Source organism: Streptomyces sp. NPDC007084 (genome assembly GCF_040703595.1).
In the GTDB taxonomy this organism is placed as follows: Bacteria; Actinomycetota; Actinomycetes; order Streptomycetales; family Streptomycetaceae; genus Streptomyces.
The window spans coordinates 38,300-64,991 of sequence record NZ_JBEYFY010000028.1 but is presented as its reverse complement, the minus strand read 5'-3'; the positions used below and the strand labels follow the sequence as shown (position 1 = coordinate 64,991).

At 72.2% G+C, this 26,692-nt stretch carries 1 protein-coding gene (only partly in view); it reads right to left on the bottom strand.

Translation table 11 applies throughout. The features are described from left to right. Window positions 1-24 precede the first annotated feature (24 nt). On the bottom strand, window positions 25-26,692 hold the end of the coding sequence (locus AB0912_RS22270) for a lonely Cys domain-containing protein (protein ID WP_366702355.1). It continues 32,633 nt past the right edge of the window; 26,668 of the gene's 59,301 nt are visible here — the last part of the coding sequence; its start codon lies off the right edge, out of view; it ends in the stop codon at window positions 25-27.

Here is a 26,692-nt window from a genome sequence, read left to right as displayed (position 1 = left end):
ATTCGAAGAATCCGCCGCGGGCACTCAGAGGGACCCGTCCGTCGCGGGCAGACCGAGCCTGAAGGGAAGGCCCTCGCCGCCGACCAAGAGGAGGGCCGGACGTCCGGGCTCGCCATAGGTGGTGAGCGAGATACGTCCATCACCACCCTGCTCCCCGATGATAAAGCGAACACCCAACTCATGGGCCAATCTCATGGCAATGATGTGCCGCAGAGACGCGTCCCACTGCTGCTCCTCGCCACGCAGCAGCAACAACCGCACGTATTCCTCCTGTTGAAGGCCCCATTCGGTGACGGACAACTGACCACCCATCAGTTCTGCCTGGGTTCGCAGCGCGGTGGATACGTTTACGCCCAAACGCCGTGCCTCGTCCAGCGTCATCCGCAGTCCGCCGTCCATCTCGACCGCTCCCTGCGGGAGTTCGGCCGCGGCCGGGCTGTCTGTCAGCCAGTCCCGCAGGACGCGCGCCGGTGACCGCCCGCCGCTGTCGCCGCCTCCGGCGAGGGGCGCCAGTTCGGCGACGGCGGCCCGGACGTCGGGCGAACTCTCCAGCACCGTCGAGGCGGCCTCGGCGAAACCGGCGGCCGCCCCCGTCACCTCGCGCAGGCGGAACGCCGCTCCGTCGAGCCGCAGCACTCCGTCGCTGCCGGGGGCCGGCACTTCGGCCGGGCCGGCCGTGGCGTCCCGCGTGTCTCCTGGGCCCGCCTCACCGGCCAGGCCCTCCTCCAGGCGCGCGGCCGCGTCGAACCAGGCGGCGAGTTCCTTCTCGTCGGTAGGGGGCCCGTCTTCGGAAGGGGTTCCGTCTTCGGCGATGGTCCCGGGAGCGACGTCCTCCTCCGCGCCGGCATCCTCGCCGCCCGATGCACCCGATGCACCCGATGCACCCGATGAGACCGAGTAGCCCGACGAGATCGACGGGGGCAACGGGGGCAAGGGGGATGACGGGGTGGGTGAGGGGATCGGAGGCGGTGGGGGCGTCGGGCCGGAGGAGGGCTCGTCGGCGACGGACTCGGCGTCATCGGTGCTCATGTCCTCGGCGGAGACCGGGCGTTCCACCGCCGCCAGGTACTCGCCGCCACGTTCGTAGAGTGTGACGCTGTAGTGCGGTTCGCCCGTCGGCGCGTACGTGCTGAAGGAACCGTCCTCGTGGACCAGCGTCAGGGCGATCGTGGAGGAAAGGGCCGTCTGGCGGGCGGCGAGATCGACCGTCGCCGCGTCCCACGTCCGCGCCGTGATGAGCTGGGAGAGCAGCAGGGCCTCCTCGTTGTCGCGGTCTGTCGCGTACACCTCCGCCGGGAGACGTCCACCGCTGCGTTCCAGCTCGGCCGCCAGGTCCCCGTAGGTCATCGTGGCGGGGAGTGTCAGCCCGAGCCGACGGACCTCACCGGCGTCGAAGACGGCGTCGGGATCGAGCCGGGCGCTTCTGGGCAGCCTGCGTGCGGTCGCCGCGGCGGCGATGGTGACGGCGAGCCGGGGGCCGCCCGACGCGCCGGCCCGCGTCATGGCCACGGCCGGCCCCGGCGTTCCGCCGGCCACGACGGCGCCCGCGTCCCAGTCGTCCTCGTCCGACGCGGAGCCGGAAGGCTGTGTCGCGCTGATCGCCAGGGCCACGGCCGCGTAGAAGCGGTTCCCGTCGCCGTCGGCCTCGACGAGGTCGTAGGTGCGGCCATCGGGGCCGGTCAGCTCTCGGTGGCTGCGTACGGTCTCGAAGCGCTCCTCGTCCGGGCGGCCCGAGGGTCTCCAGGGCAGCTCCGCGTGGGCGGGCACGGTGCCGGGTGCGGTGACGGCCGGCCGGGGGCGCTCGTCGAGGTCGGGGGCGGGGTACGGGGCGACGCCGGGAAGGGCCTGGGGCGGCACTACCGGAGTTTTCCCCTTGCCCTTCACGTCGGCTCTGTCGTTGTGGAGTCCGGCCTCGCGGATGTCTTCGTCGAGCCGCGCGGGGTCGATGTCGCCGTGCAAGGCCACCCGGTAGTGCCGTTCGGCGTGGTCCAGGTACAGCACGACGGGGGCGGTCACCGGCGAGGTGTGGCCGGCCGGGTGGAAGGTCTGGAAAGTTCCGTCGTTGTCCACCACGGTGAGGCCGATACCGAGCACGCGCGCCGCGAGAGCGGGCAGCAGGTCCGCGGCCCCGGTGTCCCAACCCGTGTCACGGGGGGCGTCGGGCGCCCGCAGGATCTGCTCGACGGCCAGGTCGAGGCGCTGGCGCCGGGTGAGCGCCACCGCGGAGGACAGGACACCCAGCGCGGTGTACTCGCTCTCCGCCGCGGGTTGTGTGCTGAGGTCGATCTCCGCGGTGTCGAGGTCCTCTCCCGTGAAGGTGTCCGTCTCGTCCGGGGCGAGGGCGTCCAGGAGGTCCTCGTTGCCCGGGTCGGCGAGCTGGTCCGCGAAGTCGAAGCGCAGGGCGTCCGGGCCGGGCAGCCGTGCGGCCATCTCGGGGTCGTGCTGCTGCAGGCCGGCCAACAGCGCGTGGTAGAAGCCGTTTCCGTCCCTGGGGACGTCGAAGACCGTGTACCTCTCGCCGGCCGGCGAGAGCAGGGTCAGCAGGCCTGCCGCGTTGGGGGAGGCGGTGAACCGCTCGGGGGCGGCCTCCGGCGCCGGCTCGACAAAGGTCACGGCGGCGGGACGGGGCGTGGTGCCGAGCTGGGCGCGCCCAGCCGCGGTGGCGTTGAGGAAGTGCCAGCGCGTGAGCCGCTCCGCTGCCGCGCGGACGCGGTGGTGTTCGGCGGCGAGGCTCTCCGCCTTCGCCAGCAGGGGAGCGAGCCCCTCACGGTGGGCTGCCAGCTCGTTCCTGGCGGCGGCGAACTCGTTGTTCGCCCGCCGCAGTTCGCCACGCGCCCGAGCGCGCGCGGCGGAGTCGATCAGCCCGCTCGGCTCGCTGCCCCTGTAGGCGGGGCCGGTACGGTTTCCGCTTTCCGGGCCCATGCTGTCCCAGGCGGCCTGCGCCCGCTCCTGGTCCCCGCGGGCCGCTTCCAAGCGCCTCAGCGGCTCCGCGCCGACCGCCCTGCGGGCCTTCCAGTACGCGTTGTCGGCGGCGATCCAGGCCTCGGCTGAAGCCGTCACCGCGTCCCAGGCCGAGGAGACCTCGGGGGGATGATTCTCGTCGTTGATCAGGCCCAGTTCCCGGCCGACGATCTCGTTGACCCACACCAGCAGGGTGGCCTGAGTGCCGTACGCCCTCGGACCCGCGTTGCCCACCCGCCCGTTGGCACCGAGGACCTGAAGAGGGGAGATGAGGGCGCGGCCGACCGTGCTGTCCTTGAAGCTGCGCCGGACCTGGGCCACCGCGAGCCAGTCCGCGGGCACGGCGAAGAGGAAGCCGCGACCCGGAGGGACATCCGCGGTGCCCACGCCGCGCCAGGCGACGTTCTCGGATCCGGCGGGGAGCATGTCGAAGCCGCCGGCGTTGGGGCCGGAGACCGGGCCGCTCGGGAACAGGCCACCGGCCGGCGTCGCGACGCTGCTCTGTGCTCCGGCCGTCGAACTCGTCGCCTCGGTGCTGCCGGTGTCGGCCTGCTCCCAAACCTGTGCGCGGCGCTGGCTTGTTACGCGGAAACCGTCAGTGACGGTCAGCATCGTCGCCTGGTCCAGGTGAGGACGCGCGTGCAGCGTCACTTCGCCCTGGGCGCCGCCGATGGTGGTGTCCTCGATCAGGTCGGGCAGCCGGTGACCATCGCGGGCCAGGGCACGCGGGGCGAAGGCGGCCAGGGAGGTGCTCTGGGTGGCGTCGCGCAGTGCGCTGTCACCGCCGGTCCCGGCAGCCGTGAGACCTGTCTTGTCGATCCATTCGGGGGTGCCGGTGCTCGTTTCCCTGAAGCCGATGTCGTAGGCGCGGGCGACGGCACGGCGCGAGGCGTCCTGGATCTGCTGGGCCCCGGCCACGTCGACGACGGCGAACCCGTCCGACGGCACATCGAGGACGCCTTGACCGCCGTCGGCCAGCTTCACCGTGCGCCAGTCCGTGGTCGGAGTGAAGGCGGGCAGTGCGGCCGGCACGACGGTACCCGGCGCGGGCAGTGTGGGAGGCCGGTCCAGCAGGGAGGCGGTGGAGGCACCCGCCACGGGGCGGTTGAGGGCGAGGGCGCTGTGTGTCACCAGTTCGCCGACGTCGCCCTCGACGGTCACAGGCACGCGTCCGCGGAACGCCGCCAGGAACCCCCGGCCGGTACCCCGGTGGAGCTGTGTCCGGTCCTCGTCGCCGGAGGACGCCGAAGCGCCGGACCCGTCGGACATCTCGGACGGGGCGGATACTTCGGTTGTGACGGAGGCTTCGGACGGGTAACCCGCGGGCAGCGCGGCGGCCGCGATGAGGTCGTCGGTGTCGTCGCCCTCGATCTCGCCCAGGACGCGGCCCTCGGACGTGGCCTCGCCGCGCAGGAACCGCTGGAAGCGACTGGGCCGGCCGGCCGGCCTCGTGGGGTCCCCGTCGGGATCGGCGCTGTCGACCTCCAGGGAGATCTTCAGCCGGTAGGGGGTGCTGTGCTGGGCATAAGCGCCTCGCAGCGAGACCGTCGCCACGTGCTGGACGGTCTCTCCCTCGAAGTCGGTCCGAGTGGTGGCGCCGGCGCCGGTCGACGTGTAAGCGGCGCCCAGGTCGTTTTCCCCGCCCCCTTCCAGCGCCCCTCGCTGGGAGATGGTCACGCCGACCTGGTTTCCGGAGGTCCGGATGACACCCTGGGCGTCGGTCTCCTTCGCGGTGAGGTCGTCGATCAGCAAGACCCCGTGATCAAGTTTTTCGAACGTGGGGCTGCCGGCGATGAGTTCGACCTTCACACGGACCTGTCTGCCGCCCACCCGGACGGTGTCCCATCCCCAGCGGCCGATCCGGGCCGACAGGGAGACGCCGGTGCCGGACTCCATGTCACCGCGCAGACTGCGGGTGACACGGCCGGACACCAGCCGACGCACGGCGTCACGGTCGGACTGACGGGTGAACAGCGCCCGCAATTGCTGCTCGAAGCGCTCCAGCACCGCGCTGGAGTCCAAGGAGTTGACGACGAATCTGCCGAACCTGCGTCCGTCCAGCCAGGATGAAGGCAGCCACACCTCGTCGGTGTAGCGCGGTATCGGGCCGAGATCGTCCCGGATGAAGCCGAGATCGTAGGCGCTCTTCTCCGCGACGGTGCCGGTCCAGCCGGCCGGCACCGTGACCTCGTAGCCGGCGGAGTCCGCCAGCCTGCCGGGGATGTAGGACGCGTCCACGGCGGAGAGGGTGCCCAGGAGCGTCGTGGCGGCGGCGATCTCATGTGTGGCGTCGGCGGTGACCAGCAGACGGTTGCCCATCTCCGCGCGCAAGGACGTGGCCGAGGCGGTCATCGTCACGAAGTTCACATGGCTCATGGCCCAGTGGTACGGCGCTCCGTTCATGCCGTAGAGGCCAGACCCGCCGGTCCCGATGGTGTTGGCCATGGCGGCCGTGCCGGACAAGCCGGCGGTGAAGGTCCTCGCGGCGGCGCGGCGACCGCCGAACTGCAGCGAGAGCAGCGGGCCTTGAACCGATTCTGAGTAGTGGGCCGGGGCGGTGACCCGCATGTTGGCCAGCGACAGCCTGTGCAGCATCACACCTCCCCTGTTCAGGTAGGGCCCGGCCGCCCACAGGCCGTCCGCCCGATACCCGGCGGGGCTCATGCTCTGGTCGATGTTCGAAGTGATGTAGGGGGCTTTGAACAGGGCCAGGGCGGCATCGTGCCCCGGGGCCCCGTCCAGCGTGAAGTGCCAGGAGCCATGCGAGGCCTCGGACAGGGCCCTCCGCGCGGCCTCAACCAGCTCGGAGCGGGCGGTGAGGGTGATGGTCTGCATGCCGTGCCGGGCCAGGTTGGGGGCCGGCTTGCCGATGCTGCCCGTGGGGCGGGCGGCCGAGCGGCGGAACGTGTCGGCCGGCAGGAGCTGCCGTACGTTGATGTTCCGGGCGGAGTTCCGGTAGGGGTTGCCGGGCCCGTCGGGGTCGGCCAGGGCGGCGTGCTCGGCCGTGGCGCTCAGCAGCACGCGGCCGAGGACAGCGTGCCCGGTGCTGACGAGAGCGGGAGGGGCGGTGGCCGTGGCAGTCGTCGACTGGCCGTCTCCACCGGCGACCCGGTGCAGGGCGAGCCGGTCCGAGTTCTGGGTGCGGACAAGGAGCTGGGTACCCAGCAGGCCACCGGAGAGCAGGCCGCGCAACAGGGCCGGCAGGCGCCAGTAGCCGCCCCGGCTGACCGTCAGCGACACCTGGTAGCTGAACAAGTTCGGCGGCCTGGTGGAGTTCGCTTCGACGTCCACACCGGCGACCGGTCCCAGGACGTTGCGCCGCTGCCGCTGAATGCCGCCGATGACACCACCGTTGAGGCCACCGAAGTTCCTGGTCGCCCCGTCCGCCGTCTTGTCCGTGTCACGGAACTGCACTCCGGCCTCGAAGCCCCCTTCGTTGGTGTGCGTGACCTGGGACTGTGAGCCGAGCTGCTCGTCACCGGCGATCGCGAACTCCACTACGTGCCCGGCCTGAGTGCCTTCGTAGCGACGGCCGGTGAGTTCGGCGTCCACCCACAGATAGCGGTAGCCGCGCTTGAACCGGGACTTCTCGCGCAGGGCGATGCGCAGCCCCGTACTCAGCATGGTTTCCAGGCCCATGGTGGCGCCGGCCTCGCTCAGGGTGCGCTGGATCTCCATGACGTTGGCAGTGACGAGGTCGAAGTGCTCCTTGTTGCGCCAGCGGGGATTGTCCGGCCCGAGGTCGCTGAGCGGCACGACAAGATCGGGGTACTCACGTGCGGCGGCGGCCAGGACGAGGTCGGTGACCCGCTCCAGCCAGGTCTCCTCAGGGCTGCCGACTCGACGCCTGCTGTAGTCGCCGTTGCCGAAGTAGAACTTCTCCACCCGGGTCAGGCCCAGCGTCGTGGGGTGGTCCTGAGTCAGATAGGGCGGGGCGTAGGGCTCCGGGGCGCCGGAGCGGTTGCGGGTCTGGCTGCCGTCGTCCCAGCCCGCGAGCCGCCTGGCCTCGACCCTGGAGAGCCGCTCGAGCGCCCATGTGGTGAAGAGTGCCGGAGTGTAGGGGGGATGCTGCCCGTCGGCACCCACGGGCAGGGTCCGGTCCCGGCCGCTGCGCTGCACGGAGACCGTCTTCTGAACCAGGTACAGGGCGGTGCCGTCACGCGGCATCAGGTCGGCCATGGTCTGCGCGGACGCCGAGCCACCGGCCGCGGTGACACGGCTGCTCTGGTGTCCGGCGCGGGCGACGGCGGCCAGGATGACGCGCAGGTCGATGCCGCCCGGCAGGAAGTCGTCGAGGAAGAAGGACGGCCCCAAGGCCGCGGAGAACTCCTGCACGCTGCTCTTGGTGAGCTGCCGCTGACCGCCCGACACGGACATCCCGGCGCCCTGCTTGAGGCGGTTGACGACGGAGTCGGTCAGCAGCATCCCGCGCCGGGAGACCGCCGAGACGGAGAACAGGCCGAGCGGCTTGTCCTTCTTCCTGCCGCCGAAGAGGGGTTCGGTCAGCACCCGGCCCGCGGAGAGACGGAGCGCGATCCGCTCGAAGTTGTCCGCGGAGAAGAACGTGTCGAGATAGGTGTGCAGGGGCGTTCCCTCGGCGGCACCGACCTCGGCGACGGCCCAGTCCCGTACCTGGCTGAGCGGGCCGAAGCGTTCCGTGACGCCAAGCCTGACGTCCGGGCGCGAGAAGAAGGTGATCTCCCGCGGAACGCGGCTCTTGGGCGCCTCCTCCTTGTCGTCCTCGGTGAGACGCGTGAGGAGGCCGTTGCGCAGCCCGAAGGCGTCCCCCGCCCTGCTGGTCCCGTCGGTGTCGAGGATCTCCGCCTCCACCCACACGTGGTCGACGTGGGCCGGAGTGTCCTTGCGTACCCGGCTCTCCGACACGCCGCTGACTTGTGAGGTCAGCCGGTAGGTGAGGGCCCGCTGCTGCCCCATCCGCATCCCCACGCGGGCGAACAACCAGGCCGGCAGCAGCAGCGGGAACAGCGGGAGAAGGACGTTCGCGTTGCGGGCGGTGTTGACCCGGGTCACCGGCCCCATGGTCTCCACGTCCTTCCAGCCGCCGCCGAGCCGCGCGCCTACGCCGTCGGGGTCGTCGAACTTCTCTCCCATGCCCATGGGCCGCAGCCGGACCTTGAGCCGCCGGGTCGCCCTGCCCTCGGCCGCGTAGGTGATCTCGCGCCCTTCGCGCAGCAGGCCTTCGGCGTCTTCCCGGAGCAGGTGTCCCAACCGCTCGCGCAGCCGGGCCGCCTCGTCGGCCGCTGTGGACTGCCGGGGGCGCGATCCGGTCTGTGCCTGGACGAAGCCAAGGATCTCGTCGGTGATCAGGGACGCGCCCCGCACGGAGGAGGCGTGCAGGCCGAGACCCCACACCTGGTCCTCGACACCGCCGACACCACCGCGGGGCATCAGGTGACGGACCACCTCACCGAGGACCCGCCTGCGGGCGCCGTCGGAGAAGGTCACTTCGCGGGGTCGGCTGCCGGGTGCTCGCAGGGCCCGGTCGACGCGCGGCGGTCGACGCCGGTCCAGTGCGTTGGTCAGTGCCTCCGGCCAGAGCGGCGGCTGCGCGGACAGCTCGCTCAACGAGCGGTCGAGGGCGGACCCCGTCTTAACAGGGGATCCGGACGGCGGTCGCTGCCATGTACGCCTGCGGGCCGGGTCCCTGCCCGTGATCGGCAGGGAGATGGGGTTGTCCCCGCGCTGGATGCCGCTCGCACCGCCGGCCACCGAGGCCTGCATCAGGGACTCACTAAGGCCCCCGATGGCCGGGCGGGGCAGCGACAGGGTGACGGAGGCGTCGCCCGGAATGAGTTCGCCCGTGTCCGGGTGGGCGACGGCCCAGTCGTGGGTCAGGTCGCGGGCAGGATCGGAGGGGACGGACCACAGTTCCTTGACCGTGGGGGATCCCGGCCTGTCGAACAGCGCGGCCAGTCCGGCAGTGATGATTGTGCGCCGGCCGGTCCGCAGGGCGACCTCGCCCTCGGGGGGCTTCGGCCGCTGGACCGTTCGCCAGGGGCCCTCGACGAGGAGGAGCACATCGACGGCTTCCGCCACGGTGTCGAGCACCGGGTCGAAGGACAGCAGTACGCCCAGTTCCGCGTAACTCACCGGATACGTCCCGGAGGGAAGGCTGAACCAGACGGCGTCCGGCCCGTTCTCCCGCACCTCGACCACGTAGGGGACCTGGCTCCAGGGAGCGTTCATGCTCCGGGGACCCTGTGGAGCACCGGGCCACACTACTTGGGACGCGTCGACGGGGTAGGGGGCCGCCGAAGGTTCCTTCCAGTTCCTGCCGATCTCCTTCCCGTTGATCACTCCGGTCGTGGCCGTGGTGTCGGCGAAGGCACCCAGCGTCTCCAAATGGAACGCGGCCAGCTGGTACCTCTCGTACGGATCACGACCGGCCGCGATCGCCCGGGTCGCGAGGTCCAGCAACCGATCACGAACGTCGGCGAAGGACTCCCCCGCCGACAGGTGCAGCGCCTCCTGAGCCGTCGCGTCCTTCTCGCCGTCCCCGATCCCCTCGATCCACAGCCCGGCACGGACACCCGCCCACAGAACACGCATCGTCTCCGTACCCGTGACCGAAGCCCCCGCCGGCAACCCCAGCACATCACGCACATGCTGGTGCAGTGCCTTCTCCCCGAAGGCACGCAGCGCGGTCAGCTCCGCCGACACCCGCGTCAGCTCCGGCAGACCCAGGAAAGACCGCAGCGTCGTACCCACCAGCCGGGCACGCGCCGTCGCCAGCACATCCCGGTAAACAGCCTCATCCACACGCCCGTTGAGAGCGGCCCCCCCAAGCGTGAACGCGGCCACATCCAGCAGATCCAGCGCGAACGGCCCCAGATGCCTCAGCTCCGGATCCGCACTACGCATCCTCTCCAACGCACCGATACCCGCCAGCAGATCACCGAACTCCGCAGCACCATCGATCTCCGGACCGAACCGCATACGCAGAGCACGCACCAGGCGCAACGTAGTCGCCCGCACACCCTCCGAAGCACCAACACCCGCACGCAACAGACCCGCCCCCCGGGCCAACACAGCAAGATCACCGTCCAAAGGCTCGGGCATGACCTTCAGAAGCGCCCCCCGATCGCCATAACGGGACGCCATAATCGAGTACAGGAACTTCCGCAGCCGGCCTGGGACCGGGGCAAGGGGCTGGCCCACCTGGACCGCCTGCCCCACGACGCGGTCGGCGCCGACCGCGAACCGGCGGGTGACGTTGGCGTGCTCCTGGGCCGCCGAGATCACACCCAGCGGATCCGGCACGAACGGACCGCGGCCCCTGACAGGGTAGAAACGCCCGCGATCTTGCGGGGCCACCTTGGCGAAGGCCCAGCACGCGAAGAACCCGGTGCCCTCACCCGGCGGACGGCTGACGAAACTGGGACGGCGCAGGTGATACCGCCCCAGCTCCGCACCACTCACCCCGACGTCACTCCCGTCCTCCAGAGGAACGTCGAAGCGCCCCGGAGCGGCGTGGCTGCTCCACCAGTAAGTGATGGCCGCGTCGTCGGGAACCGTCTGGGGGGCGCGATAAGCACCGTCCGCGTCTTCCAGGTGGTAGAGGGTCAAGCCCCGCAGGCCCCGGTGAGCCTCTCCCCGGAGCCCCATCTCCTCCTGACGATGCGCGGAGCGGCCCATCAGATTGTAGGCCGCATCGACGGTCGCCTCGGTGACCAGGTTCCTCTCCCACTCGGGGACGTCGACGGCGGAGGCCACCATTTGACCGGGCTCGGCGGGGAACCACTCACCCATCCCCCGGTCCTCAAGCATCAGCTCCCGAACGGCGACCGGCTCGGACGATCCGGGAGGGAGCAGGAAGAAGAGGTTGCTGCTGGTCGCCCAGCCCGAGCGCTGGGCTCTGTCGGCGAACTCCCTGGGAAATTCCATGTGCCCGCGGCCGAGCCGAGGGACCATGAACACAAAGCCGCCACTCCGCGGTGAGGACGTGAACAGCACATCGAGTTGCATGAGTTCGTGGAACACATCGGCGGCTATGGAGCGATAGCGGTTACGAGTTATGCGAACACTGAGGGTCGTGCCCGAAGGGTGTCCGCCCGCCGCGATGGCGAAAGGCTTGCGCTGTCCCCGCAGGCTCCACGGCGCACGGTAGAAACGGTCGGCGCGCAGATTCCACACGCCGTTCACCTGCTCCGCCAGGGCGACCCGATCCAGGTCGAGTCCCTGGCCGGGCAGGCCGATCCAGTCCCGTCCGAGAACGGCGTTGTCGGACGCCGCCCGCACCACGGAGTCCTCACCCAGCGCACCGGCGAACTGCAAATAGCGCGCCGTCAGTTGCGGCAGGCTCGTCGCACGCCGGGCGTCAGCGCTGCGCGCCAGCTCGATCAGCTCCCGCCAGTCCGCGGGAGTGACCCGCGCCCCCGGCCGCAGGGCCAGAACTTGCCGCGCCGCGATGGCGTCGAGCCCTGTCGATCCGATGTGGGTGCCAAGGAAGCCCCGCAGCCAGCGCAACCCCTCCAGTCGAGCGGTGTACTGCGGTTGTTGGGGCGCGTCCGCGCCAAAGGTACCGCGCAGGAGGTCGTACAGCCTCTGGTCACCGCCAACCGGAGTTCCGCCCGACTGCGTGGACGGCTGCCCCGGTCCCACCGGTGCGTGACTGAGGCCGGGGACCTGACTGAAGGGGGCCGACTGGGGAAGCAGCCGCCGGGCGGGCGCGCCACTCTGGATCAGCCCCGCCCGCTGCACGGCAAGGCTCCGGGTCAGGGCACTTCCCCCGGCCGGAACCATGCTCTGGGCTCGGGTACCGCCTCTCACCGGGACCAGACTCCGGGCCAGGGCGCTGTCCGTCGCCGGGGCCTGTGCCGGTGCCGGAACCGCTTCCGCGGCGGAACGGGCGATGTGGCGCAGGCGCAACGGTGCCGGAGTGAGCGCCGAACGCCGGGCCCGCTCCTCTCTCACATCGAGGGTCACGTACGCCTGATTGTGGTCGGCGGTGACCTCTCCGGGGGCGGCGGTGACCCATACGCCGCGGGCGAGGCCCTGTTCGAGAGCGGAGCGAAGCGTTTCGACCGTGCCGAGGGGATCACTCGTCGGAGGCTCGGAAATGACGACGGCCACGGTGTGCCGCTTGGCCAGGGTCTCCATGGCGGCCAGGGCGGGGTCGAAACGGAGCATTTCGGCCAGGTGTCCGTGGGGAGCGGTCACCGGCATTCCCCCCGGCATGACCAGCCGGACGTGGGTTGTCGTCAGCGCCCGGAGCCAGACCACGAACGCGGGGCTGGTCCCATGACCAGGCCACCGGGGATCCTGCCGGACGACGCCGCCGTCTTCTTCCACGACACGGACCTGAGTGTCGTCGAGGGGCAGGACGACGGGAGTGCCGGTGGCCAGGTTGCGGCCGCCGAACGGTGAGGCGGCGCCGGGTATAAGGGTCCGCCCGTCGTACGCCTGCCACAGTTCCAGGTGGAACGCGCCGAGGACGTTGGGGTCCGTCAGGTCCCGGCCGGCCGCCGCCGCTTGCAGGGCGACCTGGTACAGGGTGTCGAGGATGGACGCGTCGACGTCCAGGCCGTCCAGGTGCAGGACTTCGTCGGCGAGCGCGAGGAGCGTGTCCTCGTCCTGGGAGGCGAGCCATTCCGCCGTCCGGACCGCGGCCCACAGCAGGCGGGAGCGTTCGGCGGGGCCGACCGGGGCGGTGCCGTCGAGACGCAGGGCGAAACGGGTGACGTGATCGACCGTGTCGGGGGCGGCGTGGATGCCGCCGCTCCAGTCGTCGAGCCGGCGCAGGGCGGCCCACAGGTGCGGCAGCGGTGTGAAGTCGGCGAGGGCGGGGGCCGCTTCGTCCAGGAGCCGTGCCGACAGCTCGGCGCCCCGGGCGGCGTGCAGTACGGCGCGGACGTGTCCCGCGGAGGGGACCCGGCCGCCGGTGCCTGCCGCGTACGACCCGGCCACCCGGTGCAGCAGGTCGGCCGTGAACGGTCCGAAGACCCGCAGGTCCCGGTCGCCGAGCCACATGCGGTGCAGTGCCGCGAGGCCGGCCAGAAGGTCGAGGTACTCCGGGTCCGCCGCGACGGCGTGGCCCAGGGCAAGGCGCAGGGCGCGGACCAGGCGGAGCTGGGTGGACACGGTCTCCTCGGACACCGGTCCGGTTCCCCGATGCAGGTCCGACTCCCGCGCCAGGCGCGCGAGTTCGGTGGTTCCGGGCTCCGGCGAGAAGCGGAGCTGACGACGGTGTTCGCCTCGTGCGCCGTCGGTGATCAGTATGGCCTGCGGGGACCATCCCCTGCGCCGCTTGACGACGACCGGTGCCTCGCTGGCCGAGGTTTCCAGACCCAGCCGGTTGGCCACGAGCTGGGCCTTGGACAGCTGGGCGAGCGGGTCGGCCACGAAGGGGGGCGGGCCGGCCCGCCAGAGCTGCTCGGCCAGCCGCAGCTCCTGGCCGCCGGGCACGGCGCCGAAGCACGAGAGGAGATGGAGCCGGGTGTTCGCCGGCAGCGGGCCCACCTGGGCCAGTTGCTCGTCCACCCAGGCGGCGAACTCCGGGGCACGGCGCACCCGCTGTCGCCCGGACGCGCCGGAGGCCAGCAGGGCGACGCCGGGCAGGCCGTGGGCCCAGATGACGACACGGGGGGTGGTGCCGTCGAACTCGTCCCATTCCGGGGTCGTGAGGACACCGCCGTAGACATGGCCCGAGGCCATGGTGCGGTCGCCCACGCCCCGACGGACGACCTCGGCCTCGTCCGGACGGGCCGAGATGAGCCCCAGGTTCCGGCCGTCCGGGGTCGTGTACAGCATGGTGACCACGCCATCGCCCGCACCGGCGGACCGCGCGCGGGGAGCCGCCTTGCCCCAGCCCGGCCGGTGGTCCTGCTCGGAGACCAGGTAGAGGCCCGCGTAGCCGGGGCGGTGGCCGGGTCCGTACACCAGCTCGTCGCGGGTCCACCACACGTCCTGCCCGACCCGGTCCGCCACCGCCTGGGGGCGGGTGCCGCGTGAGAGCAGCATCGCCACAGGGCGCGGTCGTAGCGTGAACTGGCTGTCGAGCAGGATGAGTTCGGCCAGCACGTCCCACCGGACGTGGTGCTCGGACCTGCCGGCCGCCGACACGACCACGGACCGCCCGTCGGGCCCCAGGCGGGTCGCGACGACGTACGAGTCCCGCGGCCACGGCGCGGCGGCGGAGCCCGGTGCGCGGGTGCGCGCACCGCCCGGCTGATCGATGACCAGGCCGTAGCGGTGGGCGTCCGGGCCGTGGCCCTCACCCCAGGCGAGCCAGGTCCTTCCCGACGTGCCGCCCGAAGCGCCGTTCGGCGGCTTCGGGAACACGCTGTGATCGGAGAGCACACCGATCGCCTTGAGGTGGAGCGCGGCGAGCCCGGGCAGGCTGCGGGCGGTCACGGCGGCCGGACTCAGCGCCAGGTCGAAGAGCGCCCTGCGGTGCTCCTCGCTCACCGCCGTGTCGGACGGCAGGGAGAGCAGGCGGCGGGCCAGTACGTCGGTGTCGAACGGATGGCTCTGCAGCTCGGGGTCGCGGAAGCGGAGGAGGTCCAGGGTCTCGACGGCGTTCAGCAGCGGCATGTGGTCGGGACGGCTCGCGGCGTCGCTGCCGTACACCGCCTCGATGATGTCGTCGTAGGAGGTGAAGCGGTCGGCGGGCGGGATGGCCGGCGGTGTCGGCACGTCGGGCCCCGGCCCTCGGTGGAGTGAGTGCAGGCTCTGCGCGAGGGCGCTGTCCGACGCGGGGGTGGCGTCGTTGTCCGGCGCGGCGTGCGCGTCGGCGTGTTCGGCCAGGGGTTCGGCCGAGCCGCCGGCCGCCGCCCGGGCGACGGCCGGCGCGGCGGTTCCAGCGGTTGAGGGGGAACGGTAGGTGAGCGTGGTCCACAGCTCCCTGAGGAGCGACTGCGGGGTCTCGGGGGTTACGGTGATCAGTACCCGGCCGTCCTCCTCCAGCAGATCGGCCGGCCCCTTGGCCAGATGGGTCGTGATGCCGAGGGCCTGCGTGACCGGCCGGGCCGACGGCTCGCCGCCCGGCACAGCCGGGGTGGCGCCGGAGGAGACGACGAGAGCCAGCTCGACACCATCGCGCCGCCGGGACGCCAACGAGCTGTCCCACAAGAGGAGTTCGGCCACCTCGGCGTAGGGCACCGGGACCGGCCTGGGCAGGTTGGGAAGGGTCATGCGTACGCGGTCCGCTCCCGCGGCTTCGGCGAAGAGGGCGTAGACATGCTTGCCCCAGGGCGCGCGGCGCAGCGGGAGGATCGGGTACTGCGCCCTCATGTGCCGTGGCGGCTGCAGGTCGGAGAAGTCGGCGAGGGCGGTGATCTCCCGGCCGGTGCGCCAGTTGCGGCCGGCGGCGGAGCCGTCGGCCTCCCGCAGGCCGGTGGTGGTGTCGAGTGCTCCGGCCAGCAGCAGGTGGAAGGCGGCGACCGCCGTCCGGTCCGTCAGGTCCCGTCCGGCTGCGGCGGCCCGCACGAGCACGTGCCGCGTCTCTTCCATGACGGCCGGGTCGGGTCGCGTGCCGCCGGGGGGCGCGACCGTGGTGCCCGGCGCCAGGTGCAGGATCGTAGCGGCGGCATCCACCAGGTCCGGCGTGGTTGCCTCCCATCGCAGCATGGCGACCGTGGCCCACAGGGCCCTGGCGTGGTCGTGGACCGACACGGCGGCTGTGGGCTCAAGGCGCAGCAGATCACGTACGACGGAGTCCCGGCGTGATCCGCGTTCCGGTGTGGACAGGAGCTGTTCCCGCTCGCCCAGCCATTCTCGCGCGCGGTCCACCTGGGACAGGTCGAGCAGGTCACCGAGCGACGCGGCCTCCGCACGCCGCGCGAGGAGGGCACGGGCATCGGCGAGCAGCCGCCGGAACGCCTCCTGCCGAGAGGTGCCGGCGGGGAGGGCGGCCTCGTGGGTCTCGACGTCCGCTCCGAAGACCTGCCGCAGGAGTGCGACCGGTTCGGGTTGCGGCGGTGCGGCGGGGGCGGGCGGGGCGAGGTGCGCGCTCCAGCCTTCGGGGCTTTCGAACGGGGTGGCGGACCGCTGAAGCCAGGACAGCCCCGGGATGGGCACCTCGGGGTGCTCTTCCACCTCCAGCGTGCCGTCGTCCTGGTGCCACAGGGCCCGGAAGCCCTCGTACATGTCGTTGTCGGCCCGTGTGCCGGTGAGCGGGTTGACCGCCTCGTACGCCTCGCCGCCTGGCCGGCTGCCGTAGAGCCGTTCCAGCAGGGGCAGCAAGGCGGGTTCATGCGTGCGGGCCCAGTCCGCGCCGTTGTTGCGGGGAGCGTGCGTGTGACCGTCGAGACCGCTGTTGGTCCCCAGGTAGCTGTTGGTCAGTTGAGCGAAGTACTCGTACTCGTCGCGGGAGGAGTAGTTGGTGCCGGGGTGCCGGCCAGAGGGGTCGCGCAGGGGGCCGTCCGGCCAGGGCGCCTGGTCACCCTGGGCGAGGCGGGCCAGGTAGGCGTCGTGGACGAGTGCCTTCTCGGAGTCGGTGAGCGCGAACGCGTGGATGGCGTGGGCGAGTTCATGGGTCAGGTCGGAGTAGCCCTCGGCACGGGTCCCGGCGCCGGGCGTCTCGCTCGGCTCGCCGAGGAGGTTTTCCTCGCCGACCGCGACGCGGTGGCCCAGTTGCACCCCCCGCAGCGCGTCGGCGTGGCGCCCGCCGACGAGGGTGCCGCGCAGGGCGGCGAACGTGTCGAGGGAGGTCAGCGTCGTCGTCCGGGGGATGATGAAGAGCCGCGACCCTCCCCTGAGCAGCCGTACGGCGGTGTCCGGGTCGTGGAGCATCGGCGCGATCTGCGCCTGCGCCGCGTGGCGGGCCGTGACGGGCTGGTCGACCTCGTCGGGCACACGCACCAGCAGGCGGGCGGCGATGGGGACGAACTCCTCCGGCGGGAGGGCGTGGCGCAAACCGTCGATCAGGCCGGCGTCGGTGGCGAGGGCCTCCCGGTCGGCGGCCGACAGGGCGTCGAGGGCCTGAGCACGTTCCCGGACCGGCAGGGCGGGCAGGCGGGCGGCGGTCTCCCGGACGGCCTCGGAGACGGCGGGCGTGGTGAGAGGAGCGGGGGGAGGGGTGTGGCCGGTGGGCTCGCCGAGTCGGTCCAGGCCACTGTGGACGCGGGCCGCGTACTCGAAGAACGCCATCGTGAAGGGGGCGTCGGGGCCGAACCGGCCATCCCTCTTGAAAAGGGTGTACAACGCCCCCGCATCTTGGACGAGTTCGGTGTAGTCCGGCCGTTCGATGACGTCGGGTCCGAAGGCCAGACGCAGGGCGCGCAGCAGAAGCAGCGCGGTCTCGGCGTCCTCGTCGGAGGCCGGGGCGCCGGTGTCCGCGATCCCCATGAGCCCGGCCAGGTCGCCCAGTTCGTCACGTGTCGGCTCGGGCCGGAAGAGGTACTCCTGGGCGAGGGAGCGTCCGTCCGCCTGGGAGACGAGGAAGTGGTACCAGTGTTTGTTGCCCCGGTAGCCCTGGCCGATCACCCGGTCGGTCGCGTAGACGCTGTGCCGCGTCTCGTTGGCGATCGTCTGCCCTGTCTCGACGTGACGCAGCGGGTCGAGGACGTGGGGCAGCGGGCCTGCGTCCCACTGGATGCCCTGGGCGTGGGGGTCGTCGGACTTCATGGTGCCGCCGTAGCAGACGTTCAGGCCGATCAGGGCCCCCGGCGGCAGGGCGGCCACGCTGGGCCGGCGCTTGAGCATTCCGCCGTATTCCTCGGCGGTCAGGCGCTGGTGCCGCCCGTCCCTCCGGGCGACGTAGATCTCGGAGGGACGGCCGTGCGCGACGGTCCAGTACCGGACGTGACGGGCCCACTTCGACTCGGCCTGCGGTGTGATCTCCTCCCGGGTGACGTCGTCGATGTGGACGAAGTGGGTGCTGAGGTCCAGGTTTTGAAGCATCTGCTCGCCGTATGAGCTGTCGAGGAACGACGACCTGCCGATGGGCAGGCCGGTGGTCCTGCTCACGATGGTGTTGGTCCGCAGCTCACGCTCCCAGGCGGGCGCGGACGGGTCCGGCGGCCCGACGAGACCGGGGTCGGACGGGATCCATCGGACGGTCTTCCTGTCGGCGGCCGGAGCGATGCCGAACACGACCGGCGCGGCCGGCTCGACGCCCCAGAGCACGCGCCCGTCCGGGGCCCACACCCGGCGCTTGCTCTGGTCGGCCACGGCGCGCGGCAGCTCGAGTCCACGGGCTCCGGTCTGGGCGCCGACCAGCAGGATGTCGTGGTCGCCCGGACGCGAACGGACCTCGGGGTCGAGCGAGACCAGCGTGGCCAGCACGTCGGCGCGCGGGTAGCGGACGACGCGGTCGGCGCCGCGTACGACGAAGGAGGTCGCGGCGCCGTTGCCCTGCGTGACCACCGCGTAGGCGTGCTCGCTCCACGGCACGGACGTCTGCTCGCCGGTCACCGGGTCGACCGGGGTGAGGTCGATCCCGTTGGCCAGGTTCAGCCTGAGCCAGTCGCGGCCCTGCACACTGCCGTCGTCCGCCAGGATCCGCGTACTGGGGTGGTATGCGCCGGCTTCGCTGATCAGGAAACCGGCGGCCAGCCGGGCGAGGTCGCCGCGCATCCAGGCGGCGAGACCCGTCCAGTCGACGTCGTCGAGGAAGGCCTCCCGCTCGTCCTGGGTGACCTCCCGCCTCTCGGACAGCGAGAGCGTGCGCCGTACCAGAGCGTCGAAGTCGAAGGGCGCCGGACCCAGCACGGGGTCGGCGGCGCGCAGCGGCTCCAGCGTCCTGAGGAGGTCCATGAACTTCTGGTAGTCGGAGCTGTCCCGTATCGGTGGGCCGAAGACGCGGACGATCGCCTGGTCGAAGTCACTGTCCGGCGTGGTGGGGAGCGGCGCGGGGGCGCCGGCGTGCGGCGAGAGGTCCGTGGTGTCCGGGGCCGGCGAAGGCGCGCTGCCGGCCGGCGCGGACCGACGCTCCGCGCCCGAAGGAGCCGAGGTCCCGGACACGGCGGCCGTGCCGGAGCCGTCGTGCCGGGCGGGGCGGACGGAAGGACCGGGCAGCGCACGGGAGAAGAGAAGCAGCGCGCTGTTCGGCCGCGGCTTCTCGGCAGGGGTGACGGCCGCAGGCAGCCGCCGGGTGCGCGCGAGTTCGCGCAGCAGGGCGTCGACGTCGGTGCGGGGGCCGAGCCGGCCGACGTCCAGCACGGCGCCGGCGCGGTAGGCCTGCCAGCCGGCGGCCCGCCGCGAGGAGAAGCGGTCGGCGACGCGGGTCAGGAGAGGGGCCCGGGTGTCCGGGCTGCCGAAGGCTCCGATCACGTCGACCGTGTGCTCGGCCAGCGCATCGCTGAGTTCCCTGGCGAGACCGCTGCTGCCATGACCGTGCAGGACGATCCGGCGCGACGGCCGTACGCCTCCCGCGGTGAGCTTGCGGGCGATTTCCTCGGCCATCTGACGGCCGGTCAGCCGGCGGCCCCGCACCAGGTACGAGCCGTCGGGCCAGGCACGTCCGACGGCGATGGTGAGCGCGCCGGGCCGGGTGGTGAGGCGGTGGGCATGGGCGATCTGGACCTGGTTGTCGGCGATGACGAACCCTGCGCCGGCACTGTGCCACGCCGCGTCGACGGCCTCGTCGGCGGTGGCGTGGGCCAGGTCGCTCTCGTGGCGGGTCCGCTCGGTCCTCTCCTCGCCCGCCCATCGCGCGACCTGCCCGGACCGCGTGTCCGCGAGCGTGGCGAGGTTCCGCGCGGCCTCGACCGTCCGCAGGGCCTCTTCGGCCCGGCGCAGCTCCTCGCGGGACAGTTCGAGTCTGGCCCGCGCCTCCTCGGCTCCCTCCAGCGCCGGGCCGGTGTCCGCGAGCAGCGCCCGCCGCTGCCCCAGGAGCCCGGCGGCGGCCCGGGCGTCTTCCTGAGCCCGCGTCAGCGCGTCCCGCAGTTCCTGGAGTTGGGAATCGGGCGCGTCGCCGGTCCGGGTGGCCTCCTGCTCGGTGATCCGGCCGGCCAAGAAGGTGACCTGACGGGCCGTCTCGTCCGCCTGGTGTTCCAGCTGCTCCGTGGTGCCGTGCTGTTCGACGGCGGTATCGCGCTGCCGCTGGGCGGTGGCTCCGGCTCGCAGGACGGGGCCCAGTCGTTCGGCGAGGGCGGCGGTCGCCTCTCGGTACTCCTCGACGACGCGGGGGTGCGCCGTGTTGTCCGCGGTCAGCTTGGCGTGGTCGGCCCGTGCGGACGCCGCCTCGCGGTGGGCGAGGTCCGCGGGGTCGATGAGCAGGTGTTCCACGTGGTCGGGTCGCTGCCCGTCGTAGTGCACCAGCGCCAGGTCGACCGTGGCCCTGATCCGCAGAGCCAGGGCGCGGGCGGCCCGCAGGACGTCGGCTTCGCGTACGTCGCCGGTCAGGTCGGTGACGAGACGGATGGGCTCGTCCGGCGTGGTGGTGCCGCCCTGACGGTCCCGCCGGACCGCCTGCCCCAGGTCGTTGAGGAGGGCGTCGCGCGCGCCGGCGTCAGAGGGCAGGGCCAGCGCGTGCGGGTGGATGACCTGAGCGGGAAAGCGTTCGGCTGCCTCTATGGCCCACAGGCCGGGGAGCAGCCCCTCCAAGTGCTCATTCGTGGCGATGGTCAGGGCGTGCCGGCCGCTGCCCCTGACGACGTAGCTGAATGATCCGCCATAGGTGTAGGAGACGGCGTTGAAACGGCGGTTGTGTTCGACGAAGTCGCTGCTGTTGCCCTCGCTCGTGGTTCCGCTGTGACGACCCGGCTCGGCGAGCTCGGGTTCTCCGGAACCTGCCGTGGTGCCGCCGCCGATACCGAGACTGCCGTTGAGCCTGCTGGAGGCGTCACTGCTGAAGGTGGGCTCGGTGGCCTTCTGGGTGAAGGTCAGCCCGGAGAAGTCGGCGGGCGGCCCGGTCGGCCTCAGCACCCCGACGGTGACGCCGAGCGTGGGGCCGTCCTGGTCGGTGGTCAGCCCCAGCTCGTGCAGGAACAGCTTGGGCGCGCTGTCGCGGATGTGGCGGTGGCGCAGCGCGGAGAGCAGCTCCAGACCCCGGTCGGTGGTGGGGCCGTAGGCGGCGATGTGAGGTGCGGTGGAGCTGTCGACGAAGTGCGCGGCGATGGTGCGGGGCAGCGTTACCGCCGCCGCCCACTCGGCGACGGTCGCGAGGGCCGGGAAGGTGATGGCCTGCAGCTTCTCGCCGAGCAGGCGCTCCACCAGCCGCGGCCCGTCGGCAGCCCGGGTGGTCAGGGCGATCGTCGGCGGGGCCGGAACAGGCCGTGAACCGGAAGGCGTCGGGCCGGGCTCGGTGAAGAGTCGCGGCACCACGGTGCGGGTCGCCACCGGCGTCGGCCGCCCGGTGTCCGGGTCGACGGAGGTGAGGGAGACGAGGGGGCGCCGGGGGGTGTGTGCGACCCGCAGGTCGGGAAGGCGGCGGACCGGCTCGGGGAGTTCGGTGTCGGCGTAGATCTGGATGGTGAGTTCCAGGCCGTTGACGAACTCCTCGCCCAGCGCCCCGTCCGGGGCGGCCGCACGGGGATAACCGAACTCCGCCGTGCCGTCGTCCTGCGCGGAGTCCTCGCTGATCTCCGGCAGCACCGCCATACTCCTGCGGATGTCGCGTTCCATCGACGTCTCGCCGGTGTCCGAACCGTGCTCGCGCTCGTACCTGAGTGCGACGCTGCCACCGAAGTTGGAGTGTCCGTCGGGGCTGTAGCGGGCTGTCGTCCCGCCGCCGAGGGCCCACTTGAAGGAGTGCATCTTCCCCTTGCCGGACTCGCTCAGGGCCTGACCGCCGAACGTGACGGCGCCGCGCTCGCGGGTCCGCAGGTGCTGGAAGGTGCGTGGTACCCCCTTGACCAGGATGGTGACGCGCTGGGTACGGCCGACACTGACGGGGGCGCCTTGACGGCGGCCGGCGGGGACGTCGGCGAGCGGGAACTCGGCCCGGTGCGCCAGACCCACGTCGAGCAGGTCGTCGGGGTGCGAACGCAGGTTCTCTGTGTGGTACTTGACGACGATCGCGCGCCAGGTGTCCGAGGTGTCGTTCAGGTACTCCTCAGGCACCAGGCCCGAGTCGCGGAGCCCTGCCCGGATGGCGCCGAGCAGGCCCTCGCCCTGCCGTACCGTGATCCGCGTGACCTTGAGGGCGCCGGTCAGGCCGGTGCCGAGGGCCTGTCCGCTGAAGGCCGTGGCCCCGTCGTCGAGCCGGGTGGTGTAACCCGTGCCGAAGACGGTCGCGCTCCGCACGACGTGCCGTGTCTGCCGGTCCGTCGGAAGCGGCGTGAAGTGGTCCGGGTCCTTGCGGTGCGGCACGTCGGCGGCGAGCTGCGGTGTGAGCGACAACTGACCGGAGTTCTCCACGAGCAGCCGCACCCACCGCTCGGAGAGCCGCTTGCCTCCGGTCGACTGTCCGGCCATCGCCTCCAGCACGAGGTCGGCGGCCTTGCGGGTCGTGCCGGCGTCGACGTGCTGGCGCAGGCTGGTCGCCTCCAGGACGAGGTGCGCCCGCTTCATGTGCTGGCCACCGTCCTCGGCGAGCAGCGAGACGTCGATCGTGCCGTTCATGCGGCTCTGCCTGCGGCCGCGCAGCGTGACGCCCACTTCGGCCTCGAGGTCGAGGCCGATCTTCGAGGTGATGGCCCGCCGGGAGTCCAGCTTGGCCGCAGTGCCGGCTGCCTCGTGAGGGGAGTCGAACTTGACGAGGGGGCCGACGGAACCACTCACATTGAGGTCAAGCGCGCCCTTGCGGTCCTTCTCCACCTTCAGGTCGGCCTGGAGATAGCTCTCCGCCGACACGGAGGGGGCGCCGAAGGAAGCGTTCTCGTCGGCGGTGACGAGGAAGGCCCGCAAGGTCAGCGCCCGGTGGACGTTGGAGGACAGAGGACTGGAGCGGTACTCCTTCGGCAGCGACACCGCGATGCCGGTGGGCGACAGCAACTGCGGCAGGCCGGAACGCAAGAAGCCCTCCGCGACGGCGATCTCCACTTCCGCGACCGTCTCCGGGGTGCCCAGCCGGGCGGCCGCGGACGGGTCGTCGTCGACGGCGTGGTCGATCAGCATCCGCGTCACCTCGCGGACGGCGCGCGCGAGGCCCGCGAACGTCACGTGCAGTCCGTCGACGCCGGTCAGCCGGAAGTCGAGGACACGCCGGTCCTCCCGAAGGTTGATGAACTCGCTTGGCGTCAGGACCGTCGTGCGTCCGGCAGTGCCCGCCGTCTCCAGGAACGCGGCGAGGAACTCGCGCTTCCGCGCGGTGTCGGCGTCCGGCTGGAACGAGGAGTGCACGCTCAGCGGGACCCGCACGCCGTCGCCCTGGATCACCCGGCTCGCCGTCCGGGTACGGGGCCGCAGCCCGCCGCGGATCTCCTTGACGGTCACCAGGTACCGGGCCGCGTGGTCGGGGCGCGCGGCCTCCCCCTTCTCCGTCCGCAGCCGCCGGTACGACGGGGAGCCTTCACCCACCCCGACGTGCTGGTCGGCGGCGTAGACGAAGCTGAAGTCGAAGTCACCGAGCTCGGCGCGGAACATCTTCCGGGGGGTCTTGACCATGACACCGGCGCCCCCGGAGGACCCGATGTCACCGGATCGCGAGGTCGTGACCGTCGCCCCGGGCATCCCCTTGGCCTGGAGATCGATGGCGACGTCCGCCTCCGTGGTGATGGCTCCGGAGCGGTCGCGGTCGAGAAGGACCTGTTCGGCCGTCACCTCGTAGCGGCGGCCCGCGACGCGGAAGGTCTCACGGACAGTGCTGTCCATGCCGCGGCCACGGGCGGCGCGCATCCGCGCCACGCTGAGCTGGGTCTGCAGGCGCCGGTCGATGGCGAAGCGCTCCTTCGCGGCGAGCCGCTGCGAGCGGGACCACTGACTGCGCAGGCGCAGGTACTGCCGTACGAAAGCCATCGCGTCGGGGCGCAACGGTGCGGCGTCGGTGGCGGTGCTGTCGTCGACGAAGCGGTGGACCAGCCGGCGGGCCTCGACCTGGATGTTTTCGGCACCGGGGAGTTCCTTGGTCACCGCGCTGCCGAAGCCGCTGCGGGCCACGACCTCGGGGGTCTCCTGGGCGGGGTCCGCCGGGTACAGCGCGCGGCGAACGTGCGGGGCGGCCTGCTCCGAACCGTCCTCCCAGCGCACGCTGCGGCTCAGCTCGCCGTCGTGGCGCAGGGCGTACTCCTGACCCACCGGGTCCGTCAGGTCGAGGTGGTCGGGGCGGATCTCGACGACGCCGTTCGCCCGACCGTCCGCGGCCAGGGTGCCGCCGAACAGGGGGCGGCTGTTCCACTCCTCGTAGACGGTGCCCGCCTCGTCCACGATCCTGATCCGGCGGTCGGAGACGAGTCCGTACAGCAGGTCGCCGTCGGACAGCAGTCCGAGGCCTCCGGGCGTGGTGGCGGCGTGTGTCAGCCTGCGCTGGAGGACGTAGCGCTCGTCGGGGCTCATCGCCCTCAGCTCGCTCGCGGTCCTGGCCAACAGGGTGGCGGCCGGCGCCGCGGGGTTGATGACGAGCTGGAGGCCGGAGGTGCCGGCGGTGCGCAGCAGGCCGGTGAGGGCGGCGCGGGCCGGGGCGGCGGCGGTGCCCCAGTCGGCCAGGGTGCCCGGCTGCCATCCCGAGACGACGCGGCCCACCATGTTGACGATGAATCCGTGGCGGGGCAGGTCCCGCCGCTGAAGCAGGCCGCCTGCGCTCTCCCGCATGAGCCGGACGGGGAACGCGGCGTCTTTGAGCCGCTCCAGTTCGAAACGTGCCGCGTCGGTCAGACCGGACCCGCTGACCACCAGGGTACTGGAGTGCGGCCCTGTGGGACCGTGGCCCGTCAGATCGGGAAGGTGGCGCAGCGTCCAGACGGGCGGCGTGCCGCCGGGCCGCGGGGCGGCCGGGGGTGCGGTGTCCGGCGCGGCGGTGACCGGCGCGCCGGTGCTCTGCCCGCCGGCGGTGCCGGAGGTCTCGGTGCTCTGCGTGCCGGAGGTACCGGGAGCCGCCTCGGCGCTCTCGGCACGGGAGGCGATACGGACCGGGTTGGGCACGACACGGCGGCCGTTGCGCTCCCAGCCGTGGCTGACGCCCTGGTCGTCCAGGACGAAGCCCTGGGCGATGGCCGCGCCGAACATCTCGTCGGCGGGCACCGGCGTGTGGTCGACGCGGATCTCGGCGCCACGGCTCAGGGAGGCCATCTCCAGCGCGGCGTTCTCGTCGCGCGGCGCCGGAGGACGCGAGAAGGTCAGCCGCCGGACGGTGGAGCGGCCGTCTTCGTCCGTGGTACCGCTGGCGGTGCCGTCCGTACCGGTGGCGGCCGTACCGGCGGGGCCCGGCGCCACCTCGTAGACCCGCACGTCCCTGCGGGCCTGGAGGTCCGCGAGGCGCCGCGCGGTCTCCCGGTCGGGGCGCTGTCCGGCGGGCAGGACGACGGCGACGGGGCCCTTCAGCGTCGCGAGGTGGGCGATGAAAGCCGCCCGTGCCGCACGGTCGGTGCCGTCGGGCAGTCCGGCCGCCGGGAACGGGCTGCGCCCTCTGCCCCAGCTCCAGCCCGCCTGAAGCTTGTTGAAGCGCCGGTAGGTCTGCGGAACCGTACGGGAGGCCCAAGCGGCCGCGGCGCGTCCGGTCCGGGTGCTCCAGAACGCCTCGGCGGCCCGCTTCGCCCCTTCGCCGGTGAGCCGGGCAGGGCGCCGGGTCTGGGCGCGCGGCGGTTCGGGAAGCGGGGCGGCCAGGGCCGGCCCGGGACGGCTCATCCGCTTGATGAAGGCCTCCGCCTGCACCTCGGGGAGCTGGATCTCGCCCCACAGCACCGCGCTGAACGGCACCTCGGGGTCGGAGTGCAGGGCGCGCCGCTCCGCGCTGGGCGACAGTCTGCGGTCGGCCACGATTCTGCCGCGGACCAGGACGCGCGCCCTGAACCGGCGCTGTGGCCCGAAGTGCATGACGACCGTCTTGGCCTGGGCCTGGGCCCTCGTGGACACCTCGTGCTTGGACTTGGTCCCCAGCCTCAGCGGATAGATGTTGAGCATGCCGGCCGGCAGGAACATGACCTTCATGCCGACGCTCGCCTTGATGCCCTGGCCGTGATCGGTGTGGTTACCGATCTTCTGGGTCTCCGCGATGTCGTCGCGTACGAGTCCCTCCTCCGAGGTGCCGAACTCTTCCAGGGAGAGCACGTCGAGTCCGAGGAGCAGGTGCCCGGAGAAGTGCGGGGTACGCAGGTGAGGCGAGACGAGCGAGTCGCTGAACAGGAATTCGCTGCGGTCCCGCAGCGACCGCTCGTTGAGGATCTCCTCGGATGCGGTGTGCAGGACTTCGTCGGCATGCTTCAGCGGGACCATCCCCGCCTTGAGCAGCGCGAGGAGGAACTCGTTCTGAAGGCCGGTGACGTCCAGGGCGCCGAGCGTCCGCTCGAACGCCTCGACCGCCCGCGGCTCTCGCACCCCGATGACCCGCTGCGCCGGCTCGTCGGGGCCGCCGACGAAGGTCGTGGCGTGCGCGAGCGTCAGCTCCGCTCCGTCGACCTCGTAACGCGAGCGGGCCGAACGGCCTCCGCGGTCCCACACGGTGAACTCCATGACGACACCGTGCCTGGCGTGACTGAGGTTCTTGGTGGCGGCCCGGCTGCCGGACTGCAGCGCGTCGGAGGCCTTATGGCCCTCGCCGCGGCGCGTGGAGTAACCGACCCGGACGGGGATGAGGTAGGCGAGGACCTTGTTCACGCCGTCGGTGATCGGCGTGCTGGAGAACGTGCGGCCGCTGCTGCGCTCGTTGGACGTCCCCGCCTCGCTGTCGACACCGCCGTACTGGGCGCGGAACTCCCGCAGGAGCGGGTCCGCGGGCGGTGCGTCGACAGCC